General features: G+C 58.6%; 18 protein-coding genes. 9 read left to right on the top strand and 9 right to left on the bottom strand.

Annotated elements, in window-relative coordinates; all coding sequences use genetic code 11:
* Nucleotides 1-21 precede the first annotated feature (21 nt).
* The 6 genes from rluB to EAO82_RS08440 form a co-directional block, all read right to left on the bottom strand.
* Nucleotides 22-918: a 23S rRNA pseudouridine(2605) synthase RluB gene (rluB, locus tag EAO82_RS08465; protein ID WP_096346070.1), complete on the bottom strand. Its 897-nt coding sequence runs from the start codon at nt 916-918 to the stop codon at nt 22-24.
* Between the two features lie 86 nt (nt 919-1,004).
* Nucleotides 1,005-1,790 (bottom strand): SMC-Scp complex subunit ScpB, encoded by a 786-nt coding sequence (scpB, locus tag EAO82_RS08460; protein ID WP_096346071.1) that lies wholly within the window; start codon nt 1,788-1,790, stop codon nt 1,005-1,007.
* On the bottom strand, nt 1,765-2,574 hold the full coding sequence (locus tag EAO82_RS08455; protein WP_096346290.1) for a segregation and condensation protein A: 810 nt from the start codon (nt 2,572-2,574) through the stop codon (nt 1,765-1,767). Before EAO82_RS08455 ends, scpB begins: the two co-directional genes overlap by 26 nt.
* A gap of 98 nt (nt 2,575-2,672) precedes the next feature.
* Nucleotides 2,673-3,890 carry a tryptophan--tRNA ligase gene (locus EAO82_RS08450; protein ID WP_096346072.1) on the bottom strand — a complete coding sequence of 406 codons (1,218 nt, stop codon included), beginning with the start codon at nt 3,888-3,890 and terminating at the stop codon, nt 2,673-2,675.
* An 81-nt stretch (nt 3,891-3,971) separates the two neighbouring features.
* The gene (locus tag EAO82_RS08445; protein WP_096346073.1) at nt 3,972-4,610 is read right to left on the bottom strand and encodes an L-threonylcarbamoyladenylate synthase; all 639 of its coding nucleotides are present in this window, start codon (nt 4,608-4,610) and stop codon (nt 3,972-3,974) included.
* Nucleotides 4,611-4,640: 30 nt separating this feature from the next.
* Complete coding sequence (locus EAO82_RS08440; RefSeq protein WP_096346074.1) at nt 4,641-5,495, bottom strand: PHP domain-containing protein; 855 nt, start codon at nt 5,493-5,495, stop codon at nt 4,641-4,643.
* 150 nt (nt 5,496-5,645) lie between these two features.
* Between EAO82_RS08440 and EAO82_RS08435 the strand changes: the two genes are divergently transcribed.
* The 5 genes from EAO82_RS08435 to EAO82_RS08415 all read left to right on the top strand — a co-directional run bounded on the left by EAO82_RS08435 (nt 5,646) and on the right by EAO82_RS08415 (nt 8,871).
* On the top strand, nt 5,646-5,948 hold the full coding sequence (locus EAO82_RS08435) for a YciI family protein (RefSeq protein ID WP_096346075.1): 303 nt from the start codon (nt 5,646-5,648) through the stop codon (nt 5,946-5,948).
* Between the two features lie 14 nt (nt 5,949-5,962).
* Complete coding sequence (locus EAO82_RS08430; RefSeq protein ID WP_096346076.1) at nt 5,963-6,367, top strand: hypothetical protein; 405 nt, start codon at nt 5,963-5,965, stop codon at nt 6,365-6,367.
* Nucleotides 6,364-7,044: a response regulator transcription factor gene (locus tag EAO82_RS08425; protein ID WP_096346077.1), complete on the top strand. Its 681-nt coding sequence runs from the start codon at nt 6,364-6,366 to the stop codon at nt 7,042-7,044. Before EAO82_RS08430 ends, EAO82_RS08425 begins: the two co-directional genes overlap by 4 nt.
* Nucleotides 7,045-7,192: 148 nt before the next feature.
* Nucleotides 7,193-7,546, top strand: a complete 354-nt coding sequence (locus EAO82_RS08420; RefSeq protein WP_096346078.1) for a hypothetical protein — start codon at nt 7,193-7,195, stop codon at nt 7,544-7,546.
* Between the two features lie 5 nt (nt 7,547-7,551).
* On the top strand, nt 7,552-8,871 hold the full coding sequence (locus EAO82_RS08415; RefSeq protein ID WP_096346079.1) for an ATP-binding protein: 1,320 nt from the start codon (nt 7,552-7,554) through the stop codon (nt 8,869-8,871).
* On the opposite strand, the gene EAO82_RS08410 is transcribed toward EAO82_RS08415, so the two are convergent.
* Together EAO82_RS08410 and EAO82_RS08405 are read right to left on the bottom strand one after the other, a co-directional pair.
* Nucleotides 8,850-9,413 carry a nitroreductase gene (locus tag EAO82_RS08410; RefSeq protein WP_096346080.1) on the bottom strand — a complete coding sequence of 188 codons (564 nt, stop codon included), beginning with the start codon at nt 9,411-9,413 and terminating at the stop codon, nt 8,850-8,852. The genes EAO82_RS08415 and EAO82_RS08410 overlap by 22 nt on opposite strands.
* Nucleotides 9,413-10,450, bottom strand: a complete 1,038-nt coding sequence (locus tag EAO82_RS08405) for an AraC family transcriptional regulator (RefSeq protein WP_096346081.1) — start codon at nt 10,448-10,450, stop codon at nt 9,413-9,415. Before EAO82_RS08405 ends, EAO82_RS08410 begins: the two co-directional genes overlap by 1 nt.
* 242 nt (nt 10,451-10,692) lie before the next feature.
* On the opposite strand from EAO82_RS08405, the gene EAO82_RS08400 reads away from it, so the two are divergent.
* The 3 genes from EAO82_RS08400 to EAO82_RS08390 all read left to right on the top strand — a co-directional run bounded on the left by EAO82_RS08400 (nt 10,693) and on the right by EAO82_RS08390 (nt 13,321).
* The gene (locus tag EAO82_RS08400) at nt 10,693-11,028 is read left to right on the top strand and encodes an Mpo1-like protein (protein WP_096346082.1); all 336 of its coding nucleotides are present in this window, start codon (nt 10,693-10,695) and stop codon (nt 11,026-11,028) included.
* Between the two features lie 106 nt (nt 11,029-11,134).
* A complete protein-coding gene (locus EAO82_RS08395; protein ID WP_096346083.1) occupies nt 11,135-11,734 on the top strand; it encodes an HD domain-containing protein in 600 nt (199 codons plus the stop codon).
* A gap of 207 nt (nt 11,735-11,941) precedes the next feature.
* Entirely contained in the window at nt 11,942-13,321 is a 1,380-nt protein-coding gene (locus tag EAO82_RS08390; RefSeq protein ID WP_096346084.1) for an adenylate/guanylate cyclase domain-containing protein, read from the top strand.
* Here EAO82_RS08390 and EAO82_RS08385 read toward each other — a convergent pair.
* The gene (locus EAO82_RS08385; protein ID WP_096346085.1) at nt 13,318-14,130 is read right to left on the bottom strand and encodes a UDP-2,3-diacylglucosamine diphosphatase; all 813 of its coding nucleotides are present in this window, start codon (nt 14,128-14,130) and stop codon (nt 13,318-13,320) included. The genes EAO82_RS08390 and EAO82_RS08385 overlap by 4 nt on opposite strands.
* Nucleotides 14,131-14,317: 187 nt before the next feature.
* Here EAO82_RS08385 and EAO82_RS08380 point away from each other — a divergent pair, with 187 nt between their 5' ends.
* Complete coding sequence (locus EAO82_RS08380; RefSeq protein ID WP_096346086.1) at nt 14,318-16,498, top strand: patatin-like phospholipase family protein; 2,181 nt, start codon at nt 14,318-14,320, stop codon at nt 16,496-16,498.
* Nucleotides 16,499-16,514 lie beyond the last annotated feature (16 nt).

The following is a 16,514-nucleotide window of genomic DNA, read 5'->3' as shown; positions in this document are numbered from 1 at the left end:
AGCTCTGGAGCTGCAGGCGTTTCAACGCGACTTGTGAGGCACCTTGGTACGCCGAACCGCACGCGGCTGATGCATGGAAGGCTTGCGCGCAAGCCGCTGAGCCTTCTCCCGGTCAGCAGTCTTCATGGCTGGCAATGATATCGGAGTGAGCCCAACCTCCTGACTCAGCGCATCGATTTCGTTCTGCTTCATTTCGCGCCAGCGGCCCACAGGCAACTCCGGCCCAAGGAACACCGGCCCGAAACGTACACGCTTGAGACGGTTGACGCGCATGCCCTGGGATTCCCACAGGCGGCGCACCTCACGGTTGCGGCCTTCCATCAGACACACGTGGTACCAGCGGTTGATACCCTCGCCACCGGCGGTCACGACGTCAGTAAAGCGCGCCGGGCCATCATCAAGCATAACGCCGGTCTTGAGCCGCTCAATCATTTCCTCATCCACTTCACCCATGACCCGCACTGCGTACTCACGGTCCATCTGATAGGACGGATGCATCAAGCGGTTGGCCAGTTCGCCATCGGTGGTGAACAGCAGCAGGCCAGAGGTATTGATATCGAGGCGGCCGATATTGATCCAACGGCCATGCTTGAGCCGCGGCAAACGATCAAAAACGGTAGGCCGACCTTCGGGATCGTCACGGGTACAGACTTCGCCTTCCGGCTTGTTGTAGAGCATGACTCGGCGGGCTTCTTCATTTTCGATATCGCGCTTGACCGGACGACCATCGACCAGAATCTGGTCCAGGCTGTCGACCCGACAACCCAGAGTAGCAAGCTTGCCGTTGACGCTGATGCGCCCGGCTTCGATCCAGGCTTCAACCTCACGGCGCGAGCCCAGCCCGACGCGGGCCAGCACTTTTTGCAGCTTTTCGCCGCTGACTGGGGTTGAATCAGAGTTGATAGGATGATCGGTCATGCGTGGCACCTCCCGGTGTAGTGGATACGATGTAGAAATAATGACCGGGTAGATTACCACCATGCCTTCTGCCCAGCCAGACAAACTCAGCGCGGGTCGGAATCTGCGTCAGCTTCCGGGTCATTATCCTGATCCGACGCTGCCGAGTCCCGCTCAGGCTGGTAGTCGTCAAAATCCGTCTTCAGGTTGGACTCCATCGCCCCCAGCTCATCCAGCAGAGCATGAAATCCGGTTTCCGCGCCCTCGGCCTCCAGCGCCTTCAGTGGCTCTACCGGCATCCACGGAGTATCAGCATCATCTACCGCACCTTCATCCTGCAGCGCCAGTTCCGGCTCCTGATCCAGGTCACGAATCGCCGCCAGCGGCGGTAACTCGCTGAGGCTGCGCAGATTGAAGTGATCAAGGAACTGGCGGGTGGTGGCGTACATGGAAGGCCGACCTGGCACATCGCGATGCCCGACCACCCTTACCCACTCGCGCTCGAGCAGTGTCTTGATGATCTGACTGCTGACTGCCACGCCGCGCACATCTTCGATCTCGCCACGGGTAATCGGCTGGCGGTAGGCGATCAGCGCCAGGGTTTCCAGCATCGCCCTCGAGTAGCGCTGCGGCCGCTCTTCCCACAGCCGGCTGACCCAGGGCGAAAACTCTTCACGTACCTGCAGCCGCCAACCACTGGCAACTTCACGCAACTCGATGGCGCGGCCATTGTAATATTCCGCGAGCCGCCCGAGCGCTTCGCGCAGCGCATCCAGACCCGGCGCCTGGCCCTCATCAAACAGGTCGCGCAAGCGATCCAGTGACAAGGGTTTACCGGCGGCCAGCAACGCAGCCTCAATAATATGCTCAAGTTTCGGCTGGGACATCTTCACCTCGTACTTTGACGTGAATAGGCGCGAAGGCTTCGCTCTGCACCAGATCCACCAACTGTTCCTTGACTAGTTCAAGCACCGCCATAAAGGTGACTACCACCCCCAGCTTACCCTCGCTGACACTGAACAGACTGACAAAAGGCACAAATGGCTGTCCGCGCAAACGCTCCAGCACATCGGCCATACGCTCGCGGGTGGAAAGGATTTCCCGGGTGACCTGATGACTCTCGAACATATCGGCACGCCGCAGCACGTCACTGAGTGCGAGCATCAGCTCCTGCATGTCCACCTCCGGATGCGCCCGTCGACTATGAAACTCGGGAGCCTCCGCGCTGGCCAACGACAGGTCACGCCCGACCCGCGACAGTCCGTCAATTTCCTCTGCGGCCTGCTTGAAACGCTCGTATTCCTGCAAACGCCGAATCAGTTCCGCACGCGGGTCGTGCTCTTCATCCTCGTCTTCCTGATGCCGGGGCAACAACAGGCGGGATTTGATTTCGGCGAGCATGGCCGCCATGACCAGATACTCGGCGGCCAATTCCAGGCGCACTACTGTCATCAACTCGATATAGCCCATGTACTGTTTGGTAATGTCAGCCACGGGTATGTCGAGAATATCGATATTCTGTTTGCGGATCAGATAGAGCAGCAGGTCGAGCGGGCCCTCAAACGCTTCGAGGAAGACCTCAAGCGCCTCCGGCGGGATATACAGGTCCTGGGGAATCTGCGTGACCGCTTTGCCATAGACCATGGCAAAGGGCATTTCCTGCTGGCCTGAGCCCATGGGGGGAGTGACCGCGGCAACAGCAGGAGCAACCGGCTGCTCCGCGCGAGCGGTGTCGGCGGGCGGCTGCTGGTTGCTCATGCGCGGCTGCCCATGAATTACTGGCGGTACTGCAGGCCTATGGCCTGGCGGACTTCGATCAGGGTATCGCGCGCGGCTTCGCGCGCGCGCTCGGTGCCTTCATTCAAGATCAGCCGTACCGCGTCGGGATTACTTTCAAAATCCGCAGCGCGCTCTTGAATCGGCGCCAGCTCGGCGGTAATCGCATCGATAATCGGCTGCTTGCACTCCAGGCAGCCAATGCCTGCACTACGGCAACCCTGCTGTACCCATTCGTGGGTGGCCGGGTCGGTATAGACCTTGTGTAGCTGATAGACTGGGCACTTGGCTGGCTCGCCCGGATCGGTGCGACGTACACGCGCAGGATCGGTGGGCATGCGCCGCACTTTCTCGTCGATCTGCTCGGTGGTATCGCGCAGGGTGATGGTGTTGCCATAGGACTTGGACATCTTCTGCCCATCCAGGCCGGGCATTTTCGAATCTGGCGTGAGCAACGCCTGGGGCTCCGGCAGAATAACCTTGCCACCGCCCTCCAGATAACCGAACAGCCGCTCCTTGTCGCCGAGCGTGATGTTCTGCTGTTCCTTCAACAGCGCACGGGCGGTATCCAGCGCTTCACTGTCGCCCTGTTCCTGATAGGCCTTGCGCAGTTTGCTGTAAAGCTTGGCGGCTTTCTTGCCCATTTTGTGCACGGCGGCTTCGGCGCGCTCCTCGAAGCCCGCCTCCTTGCCGTACAGGTGATTGAAGCGGCGAGCCACTTCGCGGGTAATCTCCACGTGGGCTACCTGGTCGGCACCCACCGGCACCAGCCCGGCGCGATACATCAGGATGTCCGCACTTTGCAGCAACGGATAACCCAGGAAACCGTAAGTCGCCAGGTCCAGATCACGCAGCTTTTCCTGCTGATCCTTGTAGGTCGGCACGCGCTCCAGCCAGCTGACCGGCGTGACCATCGACAGCAGCAGATGCAGCTCGGCATGCTCGGGCACCTGGGACTGGATAAACAGCGTTGAAGAGCCGCTGCTGACGCCGGCGGCGAGCCAGTCGATCAGCATGTCCCAAACGTTCTGCTCGATATTTTCCGGCGTCTCGTAATGGGTCGTTAGTGCATGCCAGTCGGCGGCGAAGAAAAAGCACTCGTATTCGTGCTGCAACTTGACCCAGTTCTTCAGCACCCCGTGGTAATGCCCCAGGTGCAAACGCCCTGTGGGACGCATGCCTGACAATACGCGACGCTGTGAATCGACGGAACTCAAAGGGGACTCCTGAATTTACTAGGTAATAGGAAAATGAATGGGCGCATTATACGCATGCTTTGGGCAAAGACTCCTGCCCGATCAGTCTGCGCTGGGAGCGCCGCCAAAAGGCGCCGGATCACCCAGGCCTACGCGCTGCACTTCAGGCTGCTGTTCAAGCAGACTGACAACGGTAGTCGGCTCGACATTGCAGGCACCGCCATCGATGATCAGATCCAGCTGCTTGCCGATGCGATCACGGATCATCTCCGGATCGGTGAGGGGCAAATTGTCCTCAGGCATCATCAGAGTCACGCTCATCAACGGCTCGCCGAGTGCCTCAAGCAGCGCCAGCGTGATCTGGTGCTGAGGAATGCGGATGCCTATGGTGCGGCGCTTGGGATGCAGCAATCTACGCGGCACTTCACCGGTGGCGTGCAGAATAAAGGTGTAAGGGCCAGGCGTATTGGCTTTGAGCAGGCGGAAGGTCGGGTTGTCGACCTTGGCGTACACGCCCAGCTCCGACAGATCTCGGCAAACCAGGGTAAAGTTGTGCTTGTCGTCCAACTGCCGCAGCCGGCGAATACGCTCCAGCGCGTCCTTGTCGCCCAGGTGACAACCCAGCGCGTAAGCAGAATCCGTCGGATAGGCGATCACCCCACCCTGGCGGATGATCTCGACGGCCTGGCGGATCAGACGCGCCTGAGGGTTTTCCGGGTGGATATGAAAATATTGGCTCACACTGAACTCTCTTGTTTTGGTAACTACATTCTAGCGATTAAACAGCGGGTCATTCCAGACCGGCGCGCAATCGGCGGGTAATGCAGTCATTTTCCCCAGCGCCATCCACGGCGAGTCCGGATGATGGAAATCACTGCCACAACTCGCGAGAAAGCCCATTTCCTGACTGACCTTGCCCAGGTACGCCACCTGCTCTACCGGCTGCTGGCCGTTGACCACTTCCATACCGCGTCCACCGGCCTGGGCAAAATCCTTCAACAGGCGACGCATCCGGGCGCGGGTAAAGCCGTAGTGCCAGGGATGCGCCATCACTGCCATGCCGCCTGCAGAACGTATCTGCTCGACCGCCTCCGGCAGCTCTGGCCAATGCTGCTTGATATCACCGAGCTTGCCCGAGCCAAGCCATTTCCGAAACGCTTCTGCGCGATCGCGCACGTAGCCTTCAGCAACCATCCAGTCGGCAAAGTGCGGGCGCGCTGGCGGACTCTCCGCCGCACTGCCGGCAGCCTTTTGTACCGCCATGGCCCCGGCCAGTGCGCCAGGCATCTTTTTCCCCTCTAGACGCTTGTCGATCTGCTCGGCACGCTGCCAGCGCCCGGCTTTGACCGCCTGCATGGCGCTGACAAATTCCGCCGAAGCTGGATCAAAGCCGTAGCCCAGGACGTGAATTGTGTGACCCTGCCACTGCGCCGACAACTCCACGCCGCTAATCCAGCGCATGCCCAACTGCCGCGCGGTCTGCTCGGCCGAGGCTAATCCGTCCAGGCAATCATGGTCGGTCAGCGCGATCAAATCGACACCGGCAACAGATGCGCGCTGCATCAGCTCCTGCGGATCAAGCGAGCCGTCCGAGGCGGTACTGTGCATGTGCAGATCAGCTATCAAAAGGTCTCCGTGTAACGTTGCAGTGGCATCGGAACAGTGCCCGAGCAAAAAGAATTTTCACTATTATGCCGCCCCGACGCTGACAACACCTAGTGCAATGGCATAACTTACTGTTATTACAAACACTTTGAAACGGATCAAGGACTCAACATGCTATTTGCAATCATGGCCACCGATGCACCCGACTCACTGCAGGCGCGCATCACTGCTCGCCCGGCGCACATTGAACGACTGCAGGCTCTGCAAAACGCAGGCAGACTGATCCTGGCAGGCCCTCACCCCGCCATCGAATCACCTGATCCAGGCGCCGCGGGCTTTACTGGGAGCCTGATCGTGGCCGAATTTGCCTCCCAAGCCGAAGCGCAGGCGTGGGCAGATGCCGACCCTTATGTCGCGGCAGGCGTTTATGCCCAGGTGCTGGTCAAGCCGTTCAAGCGCGTTTTTCCAGCTTAAACAAGGAGCACGGGATGTCCAGACCCATACTAGCTCTATTGCTACTGGGGTGCCTCAGCTCACCCAGCCTGAGCCTGGCGCAAGAGTCTCCGACCACATCAGTGCCAGAGCCCGAGGATGTCAGTACGGATATTGGCACGCTGCAAGCACAGCTGGCGCAGGTGGAGGCAGAACGTCAGCGGTTGGCTGAACAGCTGGAAACAGGCACGGATGCCGAGTTGCTGGAGCGACTGCAAGAGCAGAATCGTGAACTGCTTGATGCGCGCGCACAAACCGACATGCAAGCCGAGGCGCTACTGGAAGCACAGCGCCAGGAGTGGTTCATCATAGGGGGAGCAACCGTGCTGGCGAGTCTGTTCATCGGCTTTCTGCTGGCCAGTATGGGCCGCCGCGGCAAACGCAATGAGTGGCTCAATTGACTGACAATGCGATCCTGATAATTGATGATGACCAGGAACTGTGCGCGTTGCTGGTTGACTGGCTGGCCGCTGAAGGCTTTGCGCTGACCTGCGCCCATGACGGTACCAGCGGGCTGGAGGCGGCTATTGGTGGCCAGTTTCAGGTCATCATTCTGGATGTCATGCTGCCGGGCATGAATGGTCTGGATGTGCTGCGCAATTTGCGCCAGAGCTGCAACACGCCGCTATTGATGCTCAGTGCGCGGGGCGAGCCAATCGACCGCATCCTCGGTCTCGAATTGGGCGCCGACGACTACCTGCCCAAACCCTGCGATCCGCGCGAGCTGGTGGCCCGGCTTCGCGCGCTGCTGCGCCGCAGCCAGGGGCAATCGACTGGCAATAGCCTGCAGGTCGGCGACATCCGTCTGGATATGGATAGCCTGATGGCCTGGCAAGATGAGACGCTGTTGGCGTTGACCCAAAGTGAAGCCTTGATCCTTCGCGCCTTGCTGGAGAAGCCGGGCCAATTGGTAGAGCGCCAAAGCCTCTCCCGCCAGGCACTCGGCAAAGCGCTGGGACCCTATGATCGCAGTCTCGACATGCACTTGAGCAACCTGCGGCGCAAGTTGGGCCCACATCCAGATGGTCGCAGCCGGATTCAGGCGCTGCGGGGCCGGGGCTACCTGTACAGCAGCTGAGCCATCAAACGCGGCTTGGCTGAAACACACGACCCCGCCACCTTTACACAGCCTTTACCCAGTACCAGCCCCAATTTACGTGACAAGCCCTAGACTCTTCATCAACGGCCTGACACTCAGGCCTGCCATGAACCAACAGGAGTTACCCATGAAAAAGACCCTACTCGCTACCGTGATGGTACTTGCCACCGGCTTCTCGGGCGCACTGCTGGCCGACTCGCACGGCAAGAGTGGCGATCGTTATGAGAAACACATGCAGTACATGACCGAGAAACTCGAACTGAGCAGCGAACAGCAAGGTCAGCTGAAAGGCCTGCATGAGAAGCACAGAGAGCAACAGCGCGCCCTGCGTGAAACACACCAAGCTGAGGTGAATGCGATCCTGACCCAGGAGCAACAAGCCAAAATGGCCGAGATGCGTGAAGAAAAGCGTGAAAAGATGAAAAAGCACTGGGAAGAAGGCAAGAAAAAGCACGCCCATGACGATAAAGACAGCAACTGATCGCCATGCGGCTATTCTGGAAAGTCTTTGCCATACTCTGGCTCGCCACGCTGATGGTGGGCGGCTCGGGCTTTCTGGTTAGCCGGGCATTGCAGCAGGACTGGCTCCTGCTGCAATTCCATCCCCAGCTCAAGGATTTCGCCGAAGAGCTGGTTACCCGTTATGAAACCGATGGGCCGTCTGCTGCCCAACGGTGGCTGGATGTTCAGCGCGACGAGTATCGCTTGCGCGCACAACTCTTTGATACCGAAGGCCAGAGCCTGTTGCCCGGCACCCTGCCGCGCAGACCCATTTTTCAGCAAAGCACGCCCCCGAATGTCGAATCCAGAGAAATCTGGCATGGCCGCCTGTTCCAGCTTGACTGGCTGAGCGCACAAGGCGATTACCATCTGAGTCTGTTTGTACCCCGGGATGAACTGTTCAACTGGCGACGCACGCCCGTGGCGTTGATCCTCAACATATTCCTGGCCATGGCCTTGCTGGGCATCATCAGCTTGCTGTTGAGCCGCTACCTGACTGGCCCTTTACGCCAGCTCGGCCTGGCCTCGCAGTCCTTGGCCAAGGGCCGTTTTGAGGCCGAAAAACTTGAGCGCATAGGCCGGCGAAGCGATGAGATTGGAGATCTTTCCCGGCATTTCAGCCATATGGCGCAGCGCGTGCAGGATCTGCTCGATAGCCAACGCCAACTGATGCGCGACATCTCCCACGAACTGCGCTCACCGCTGGCACGCTTGCGCGTGGGCCTGGCACTGGGCAGTAAACAAGGCGCGGCTGCCGAAGACCCGCTTTGGTCCCGCCTGGACCGGGAGTGCACCCGTCTTGATCTGCTTATAGAAGACATTCTGACGCTGAGTCGCCAGGATATTCAGGACCATCCGCCGTGCCAGTTTGCATTGGACACCCTGGTTGCAGAGGTGATCGAGGACAACCAGTTCGTCGCGGATACCCAGGAGTTCGAGTTGGTTGGCAGCACTCTGATAACCCTCGAAGGCTGGCCAGAACAATTGCGTAGCTCCCTGGACAACCTGCTGCGCAACGCCTTGCGCTTTTCCCCAGCCCACGGGGTTATACGGGTCAGCCTGGCCACTAGCCGCGGCCAATGCCAGATCAGCGTCGAGGACCAGGGGCCTGGTGTGGATGACCAGTGGCTGCAGCGTCTTGGCGAGCCGTTCCTGCGCCTGCCGGGGCAGACTGGCGCTAGCGGTCATGGATTGGGATTGGCCATCGCCAGACGCGCGATAGCCATGCATGGCGGCAGCTTGACCTTCAGCCGCAGCGCCATGGGTGGGCTGAAAGCGTTGATTCAGTTACCCGGCCAAACCTGAAAAAAGTCGCCGGACGTCAACTCGGGAACGGCTTTGAGAGCGCCTGCCGGCTGACCCAGATACAGAAACGCAATCAAACGTTCCTGCTCGGTCAAACCCAGCCCTTCGCGCACTGTCTTGTGGTAAGCCAACCAGCCAGTGCGCCACACCGCGCCAATACCCATGGCATGCGCCGCTACCAGCATATTGCTGACCGCCGCTGCACAGGACAGGTCCTGCTCAATGCTGGGGACTTTTTCATGCATCTGGTGACAACTGATTGCGACGATGATCATCGGCGCCCGCAGTGGCAACGCCTGAATCCGTTCCAGCGCCTCCTGGTCAAGATCCGGCGTATCGGCCAGAGCAGCCTGGGTGTAAACCCGACCCAGCGCCTGCAACCCCTCCCCCTCTACCACCAGAAAGCGCCAAGGTCTCAACCAGGCGTGGTCCGGGGCGCGCAATGCTGCGTTGAACAGCGCTTGTTGTTGCTCTTGAGTCGGCGCGGGTGCAACCAGCCGCGGAACGGATACGCGGCTGTGCAACGCTTCCAAAGCATCCATCAGCTGTCCTCCGTCATCGATTGCGATTCCTGCAGTTGCTCGCGGTATTGCCCCGGCGGCATACCGAACCAACGCTTGAACGCCCGGAAGAAGTTACTTGGATCAGCAAATCCCAACAGATAGGCAATTTCCAGCAGCGTCATACGTTTCTGACGCAGGAACTGCATCGCCAGCTCCCGCCGCGTTTCGTCGAGTAATTGCTGGAAGCTGGTATTTTCATCCTGCAAACGTCGTTGCAGCGTTCGCGTGCTCATTCGCAGCGCGCTGGCAACCGCCTGCCGTTTCGGCTCACCCTGAGGCAGCAGCCGGCAAAGCACCTGACGAGCCTGATGGGTGACGCGTGTCTGCTCGAAACGCGCCAGATACTCCCCGGCGAACTGATCATGCAATTGCGCCAACGTCTCGTTGCCGGTCGCCAGCGGAGCTTCCATGACCTGGCGGGAGAATTCAATACTGTAGCGTGGTCGGGAAAATGCCAAAGGACATTCGAACAAGGCCTCATATGCACTCAAGTCCGAGGGTGTCGGGTAGGCAAAACCGACGCGCTGCGGGGTAATCCGGTCTCCGGTCATCCAGCGGAAGAAGGCCAACAAATAAGCCAGGGCGGCATCGTGGCTCTGGGTCGGCGCCGGCAAGCTGTCGCCATGGATTTGCAACTCCAGTACATAGCTGTCCGGCGTTTGCTGCAGCGCCATGTCCGAGGCTTCGCCGATGATCCGCTGGTAACGTACCAGCCGGGCCAGGCTGTCCTTGAGAGTCTTGCTCGACAACAGAGAAAACCCGACCACATTGAAGTGCGCGGGCCTTATGACCTTGCCCATACCCAGACCAATTGCTGGATTGCCCGAAAGGCTCACGGCCCGCTGCCAAAGACGCGTCATCTGATCCTGAGGAATGCGCGCGTCGGGATCGGATAGCAGCGAATAGTCCATCCCCAGATCCGCAAACAGATCCGTACCGCTCAGGCCTTCCAACTCCAACGCCTGGACTATCGCCATAGCCCAGCTGGATGAGGTAGTGCGTTCAGGATAAGACATAAACCTCTCGGGCAGTCAGCGAGTGCTGCTCTCTGTTATTTATAATGTGGGTTATTAATCCACTGGCTTATTAATCACCAATGGATATGAGTCCGTTCGGTAGACGTTGCTCGTCCCGCATCTCCTTTTCCCCATAACACTTTCCCGCAAAAAACTATCGCTTTGGCACACCCGGTCATAGGTGGGTGCACCTTTGCTGGCTACTCTATACTCAGATAATAACCCAGTCACGGGAGAACATCATGACCCAGCAGAATGCCTCTGCTCAGGCACCCATACCCACCTTTCATTCATTTGCCGAGTTCTATCCGTATTATTTGAGCGAGCACGTCAATGATACCAGCCGACGTCTGCATTATATCGGCAGCCTTCTGGTCCTCAGCCTGCTCGCCGTGGTCCTGTTCACCCAGAGCTGGTGGTGGTTGTTAGCACTTCCGGTGGCCGGATATGGCTTTGCCTGGGTCGGTCATTTCTTTTTCGAAAAGAATAAGCCCGCCACGTTCAAGTACCCGCTATATAGCTTCATGGGCGACTGGGTCATGCTCAAGGACGCACTGACCGGCCGCATCCGATTCTAGCTGTAATCGCTCAACGGGGCTGAGGCGATTGTCAGGCATGCGACAGTCACCGCCCTGACAGCCGGTTAAGATTCCTCACACACCTGAACAAGAGGAGAGCCAGCCCATGGGCCAGCCATTACAAGAGGGTCAGCAACAAGCCACATTCCGAGCCATGCAGGAAGGCACCCCTGAAGATTGGGCTGCCATCTCCGGCCATTTCAAGGAATTCTCCCACGGCTTGCCTGACCGGATCCTTACCCATCTCAAGCTGCTCGATGGCGATTACGGCGGATTCCCGATTGACCGCCTGCAGCATTCGCTGCAAACCGCTACACGTGCGCACCGCGACGGCCGGGATGAAGAGTATGTCGTCTGCGCGTTGCTGCATGATATTGGCGATACACTCGGCTCCTTCAACCACCCGGACATTGCTGCAGCTATTCTCAAGCCGTTCGTCTCCCCTGAGAATCTGTGGATGGTAGAGAAGCACGGCGTGTTCCAGGGATATTATTTTTTCCATCACCTGGGTATGGATCGGCACCTGCGCGACCAGTTCAAGGATCATCCCTTGTACCAGCGCACGGCTGAATTCTGTGCGCTCTACGACGCCACTGCCTTCGATGTGGACTACGAAGCAGAGCCGCTGTCGTTCTTCGAGCCGATGCTGCGCCGGGTCTTTGCTCGTCCCAAGCAGTCGATCTACAAGGCCGTCAGCGAAGCCTGAGGCTCTCCCTTATCCCGGCCTCTGCGGCCGGGTAACGCGGCTCGCGGGATAAATCTCCCGCGTTTTCGGTTTCCCTGACTGTTGATGCAGTTTATGATCAGCCGGTAATCGCTCGGCTGATCCACAGCAATGCGACAGGCATTGCCAGCGCCGGTTGTCTCCGGCAGATCAGCTGTAGCCCGCCATCAGGCCAGGGAACGACTGATCATGAAGTTCAACAACCGCGTAAAACCGGTCAAACCACCCTTGGAAGGTTATCATTCCCGGGTTCTAGCCTACCTGTGCGTAGCCATTACCTTTACCGCCCTCGCCGTGGAAAACAGCATCTCCCTGCTGTATTTCGGCGTTATCAGCTACGCGCTGATCTACCCGCATATCGTTCGCATGGCCGTCGCTCGCTTGAACAATCTAAGGCCGCTGCACAGCAGGCTGGCCTTGCTTGCGCTTGACGGCCTGCACACGGGCCTGTTCATTACCCTGTGCCAGTTCAATGCGGTCGCCAGTATTGTCTTTACCCTGTTGATCAGCTTCGCCAGCATCATTATCGGGGGCCCCCTGTTCATGCTGACTGGCTGGCTCCTGGCGCTATTGGGTCTGATGCTCTCTGCCGCGTTGATAACCCCTCAGATCGTTCTTGCCAGCTCTACCCTGGTCGCAGTCAGTGCCCTGCTCAGCGGCGGAACCTTCATGCTGATCATGGCCGCCTTTGTCTACCGCCAGGGCCGCAGCCTGGAACAGGCACAGAAGGTCATCAGCGCCGAACAGGAAAAAACCGCGCGACTGGCTACCAATTTGTCTAAATACCTGTCGCCGCAGGTCTGGGAATCGATTTTTTCCGGTACTCAAAGTGTGCAGCTTGAAACCAAACGCAAGAAGCTCACGGTATTTTTCTCGGATATTCGCGGCTTTACCGAACTGGCCGAGGAGATGGAGGCCGAGGCGCTCACCGATCTGCTGAATAACTATCTGGATGAGATGTCCCGTATCGCGTTGCAGTACGGCGGCACCATCGACAAATTTATCGGCGACTGTGTGATGATTTTCTTCGGTGACCCCGTCAGCCAGGGCGCTAAACAGGATGCTCAGGCTGCCGTGGCAATGGCTGTAGCCATGCGCAAACATATGAAAGTGTTGCGGCAACAGTGGCGTAGCAAAGGCATTACCCGGCCGCTGGAAATCCGCATGGGGCTGAGCACCGGCTACTGTACGGTTGGCAATTTTGGCGCTAATACGCGGATGGACTACACCATCATCGGGCGTGAAGTGAATCTGGCCAGCCGCCTGGAAAGCTTGGCTGATCCGGGTGAGATCCTGATTCCGCACGAGACCTTTTCGCTGGTCAAGGATCTGGTCATGTGCCGGGACAAAGGGCAGGTATCAGTTAAAGGCTTTTCCCGTCCGGTACAGATTTATCAGGTGGCCGGACTCCGCAGCGATCTGGGCGCTGCCCCGACCTTTGTCGAGCATGAGAAGCCGGGATTCTCCATGTATCTGGACACCAACGGCATTCGTAACTACGACAAGGACGAGATCATCAAGTCGCTGGAGCTGGCCGCGCGCAAGCTGCGCGACAAGGTCATCATCTAGGCCGCAGCGGCTGCAACCGACGTGGCCGGCACCACACTGGTGAGGGGATCGACCCAGCTATAGAGTTCGATACGGCCGTCCAGATGCTCGATCAATGCAGTGCAGGACTCCACCCAATCACCACAGTTGTGATAGGTGATGCCATTGACCTGGCGGATTTCGGCGTGATGAATATGCCCACACACAACGCCCTGATAGTCCCGTTTGACACACTCATGGGCCACCGCATCTTCAAAATCACTGATGAAGTTGACCGCCTTTTTGACCTTGTGCTTGAGGTAGGACGACAGTGACCAATAGCCGTAACCATAGCGCGCGCGCCAATGATTGAGCCAGCGGTTGAGCGTCAGACTGAACTCGTAGGCATGGTCACCCAGAAACGCTAACCAGCGATGGCAGCGGGTAATCACATCGAACTGGTCACCGTGAATTACCAGCAGCCGACGGCCGTCGAGCGTCTGGTGCTCGGCTTCGTCCACCAGGTGAATATTGCCCAGTTCAAGGCTGGCGTAACGGCGCAGAAACTCATCGTGATTGCCAGTGACATAGGTCACGCGGGTGCCGCGCTTGCTCATCGTCAGGACCCGACGCACCACGTTGGTATGTGCCTGGGGCCAATACATGCTCTTGCGCAAGCGCCAGCCGTCGATGATATCCCCGACCAGATACAGGTGATCGCACTCATACTCCTTGAGGAAGGCGGTAAGCTTGTCAGCTTGGCAACCGCGTGTGCCCAAGTGAACGTCGGAAATCCACAGTGTACGTACCCGCTGTTTGCTACCCGGTGAATGAGCTTCAGCACTGGTCATGGTCGCATCTCCCTGGAGTATTGATTCCACCTTAGGTCTGCGGCTTGACGGCTAGATGACACTCCCATGACCATCGCGTGACAGCTAAAGCGCGCGCCAAAGTCCACACAGGGCCCATTATTTATGCGCTACGTCGTATACAATATCGGCCTGACTTCCACGACCATCGCGCACCCGAGCCAACACCATGTTCAAACGCCTTCTGCTGTTGCTGCTTGTTAGTCTCATACCCTATGCCAGCGCTGAAGAACTGCGCACCGGCCTGGTGCTGTCCGGCGGTGGCGCCCGGGGCCTGGCCCACATCGGTGTGCTCAAGCAACTGGAAGAAATGAACATCCCCATTCATGCAATTGCCGGTACCAGCATGGGTGCTGTCATCGGCGGCCTGTACGCGGCGGGCTACAACGCTGATGAGATCGAAAAGATTGCACTGGAACTGGATTGGCAGACCATTTTGAGTGATACCCCGCTGCGCGAAGATATTCCCTTCCGCCGCAAGCAGGACGATCGGGACTTTCTGGTTAAACAGCGCCTGAGTTTTGACCGCGGCCGTTTGAATCTGCCGCTTGGCCTGCTACAAGGCCAGAATCTGGGCCTGGCACTGGAAGCGCTGCTGGTGCACACCAACGATATAGACAATTTTGACCATTTGCCGATTCCGTTCCGCGCCGTGGCAACCGATATTGCTACCGGCGAAGCAGTGGTTTTCGACCACGGTCATCTGCCTCTGGCTATCCGGGCCAGCATCGCCCTGCCCGGCTTTTTTGCCCCGGTCAACGTCGACGGCCGCATGCTCGTCGACGGCGTCCTGGTGAAGAACGTGCCGGTGGATATCGCCCGCAGCATGGGCGTGGATCGCGTGATCGTGGTAGACAGCGGCACACCATTGAAGTCGACAGAACAATTGACCTCGATTATCGACATCATGGACCAGACCACCAGCCTGCTGACACGCACCAACACTCAGGAACAGCTCGACACCCTCGGCCCGAATGATCTGCTACTGCAACCGGCACTAGGCGCCATGGGTTTCAGCAGCTTTGACCAGACCGCCATGGCCATCCGCGCTGGTGCCGCCAGCCTCAGCGCTTCGCCACAGGCCAGAACGTTCTCTGAACGATACTTGCGTACTGAACCCGGCGGCAACCTGGCCCGCACTCGCCCGCTGCGTCAGCCCGTGATTGACGCCATAGAGGTGGAGAACAGTGGCAAGGTATCCGACAAGGTAGTGCGCAGCATGCTGCGCCAACCCTTGGGTGAGCCGCTCAACCTGGAGCGCCTGGAAGAGGATATGGGTACTATTTACGGGACCGATTATTTCAGCCGGGTAAGCTACGAGATTGTCCATGGTGACGAATCCAATACCTTGCTGGTACGCACCAGTGGCCGCGAAACCGGTACCGACTATCTGCGCCTGGGTTTGAACCTGGTGGATGATTTCAAGGGCGGCAGTCAGTTCAACATCGGCGCCAGTTTCCGCGTCAATGGCGTCAACCCGCTGGGCGCAGAATGGCTCACGCGGTTGCAGGTGGGTGAGAACCAGGTATTTTACAGCGAGTTCTATCAGCCGCTGGATTTCGGCTCGCGCTACTTTATCGCGCCCTTTATCGATGCCCAATCCAATAACGTGGAGGTCATTGTCGATAACGATCCCATCGTCGACTACCGCCAGACCCGCTATGGCACCGGTTTCAACCTGGGACGACAGATCGCCAATAATGGCGAAGTACGCTTCGGGTTGTCACGCTACAAGGGCGAATCCCGGGTGCGCGTGGGCGACCCCGAGTTGCCGTCGCTCAGCTTCGAAGAAGCCTTCTACACCCTGCAAGTCGATCGCGACACGCTGGATAACGTAAACTTTCCGCGATCCGGGGACGAAGCCCGGGCCGTCTGGCGTCAGTCCGAGCCTGATCTCGGCGCGGATGAGCGCTACGAACAAGTTGAATTGCGCGCGAACAAGGCCTTTTCCAGCGGCGCCAACAGCTTCCAGTTAGGCGCCTTCCTTGGCCGCACCGATGGCGATGTGGGTGTGGCGCAGAGTAGCTTTCTGCTGGGCGGCCCCGGTCAGTTCTCCGGTTTTCGTCAGAACGGACTGGCAGGGCAGAACTACAATCTGGGAAGGGTGGTGTATTACCGCCGGCTGAACCCAGGCAACTATGTGCCGGTTGGCATTCCGGTCTATCTGGGCGCCAGCTTCGAGTACGGGCGGGTCTATAACAAGGAAGAAAGCGGCTTCGACACTGGCTATATTACCGCCGGCAGCCTGTTGCTCGGCCTGGACACCTTCCTCGGCCCGTTGTTCTTCGGCCTGGGCGCCAACGAGGAAGGCGAGCGCGCGCTATATATGAAGCTAGGGCAAACCTTCTAAGGCTTGCCCGGTTTCA

Source organism: Halopseudomonas pelagia, from assembly GCF_009497895.1.
In the GTDB taxonomy this organism is placed as follows: domain Bacteria; phylum Pseudomonadota; class Gammaproteobacteria; order Pseudomonadales; family Pseudomonadaceae; genus Halopseudomonas; species Halopseudomonas pelagia_A.
Note: the sequence above shows the minus strand (reverse complement) of the source record. Positions and strands in the feature narration are given on the sequence as shown.

Bases quoted from the DNA above. Each gene is read 5' to 3' on its own strand.
- EAO82_RS08415 (WP_096346079.1), top strand. From the start codon at position 7,552: ATGCGGCTATTCTGGAAAGTCTTTGCCATACTCTGGCTCGCCACGCTG.
- EAO82_RS08430 (WP_096346076.1), top strand. From the start codon at position 5,963: ATGTCCAGACCCATACTAGCTCTATTGCTACTGGGGTGCCTCAGCTCA.
- EAO82_RS08405 (WP_096346081.1), bottom strand. From the start codon at position 10,450: ATGTCTTATCCTGAACGCACTACCTCATCCAGCTGGGCTATGGCGATA.
- EAO82_RS08390 (WP_096346084.1), top strand. From the start codon at position 11,942: ATGAAGTTCAACAACCGCGTAAAACCGGTCAAACCACCCTTGGAAGGT.
- EAO82_RS08400 (WP_096346082.1), top strand. From the start codon at position 10,693: ATGACCCAGCAGAATGCCTCTGCTCAGGCACCCATACCCACCTTTCAT.
- EAO82_RS08380 (WP_096346086.1), top strand. From the start codon at position 14,318: ATGTTCAAACGCCTTCTGCTGTTGCTGCTTGTTAGTCTCATACCCTAT.
- EAO82_RS08435 (WP_096346075.1), top strand. From the start codon at position 5,646: ATGCTATTTGCAATCATGGCCACCGATGCACCCGACTCACTGCAGGCG.
- rluB (WP_096346070.1), bottom strand. From the start codon at position 918: ATGACCGATCATCCTATCAACTCTGATTCAACCCCAGTCAGCGGCGAA.
- EAO82_RS08455 (WP_096346290.1), bottom strand. From the start codon at position 2,574: ATGGGCTCAGGCCAGCAGGAAATGCCCTTTGCCATGGTCTATGGCAAA.
- EAO82_RS08385 (WP_096346085.1), bottom strand. From the start codon at position 14,130: ATGACCAGTGCTGAAGCTCATTCACCGGGTAGCAAACAGCGGGTACGT.
- EAO82_RS08420 (WP_096346078.1), top strand. From the start codon at position 7,193: ATGAAAAAGACCCTACTCGCTACCGTGATGGTACTTGCCACCGGCTTC.
- EAO82_RS08395 (WP_096346083.1), top strand. From the start codon at position 11,135: ATGGGCCAGCCATTACAAGAGGGTCAGCAACAAGCCACATTCCGAGCC.
- EAO82_RS08410 (WP_096346080.1), bottom strand. From the start codon at position 9,413: ATGGATGCTTTGGAAGCGTTGCACAGCCGCGTATCCGTTCCGCGGCTG.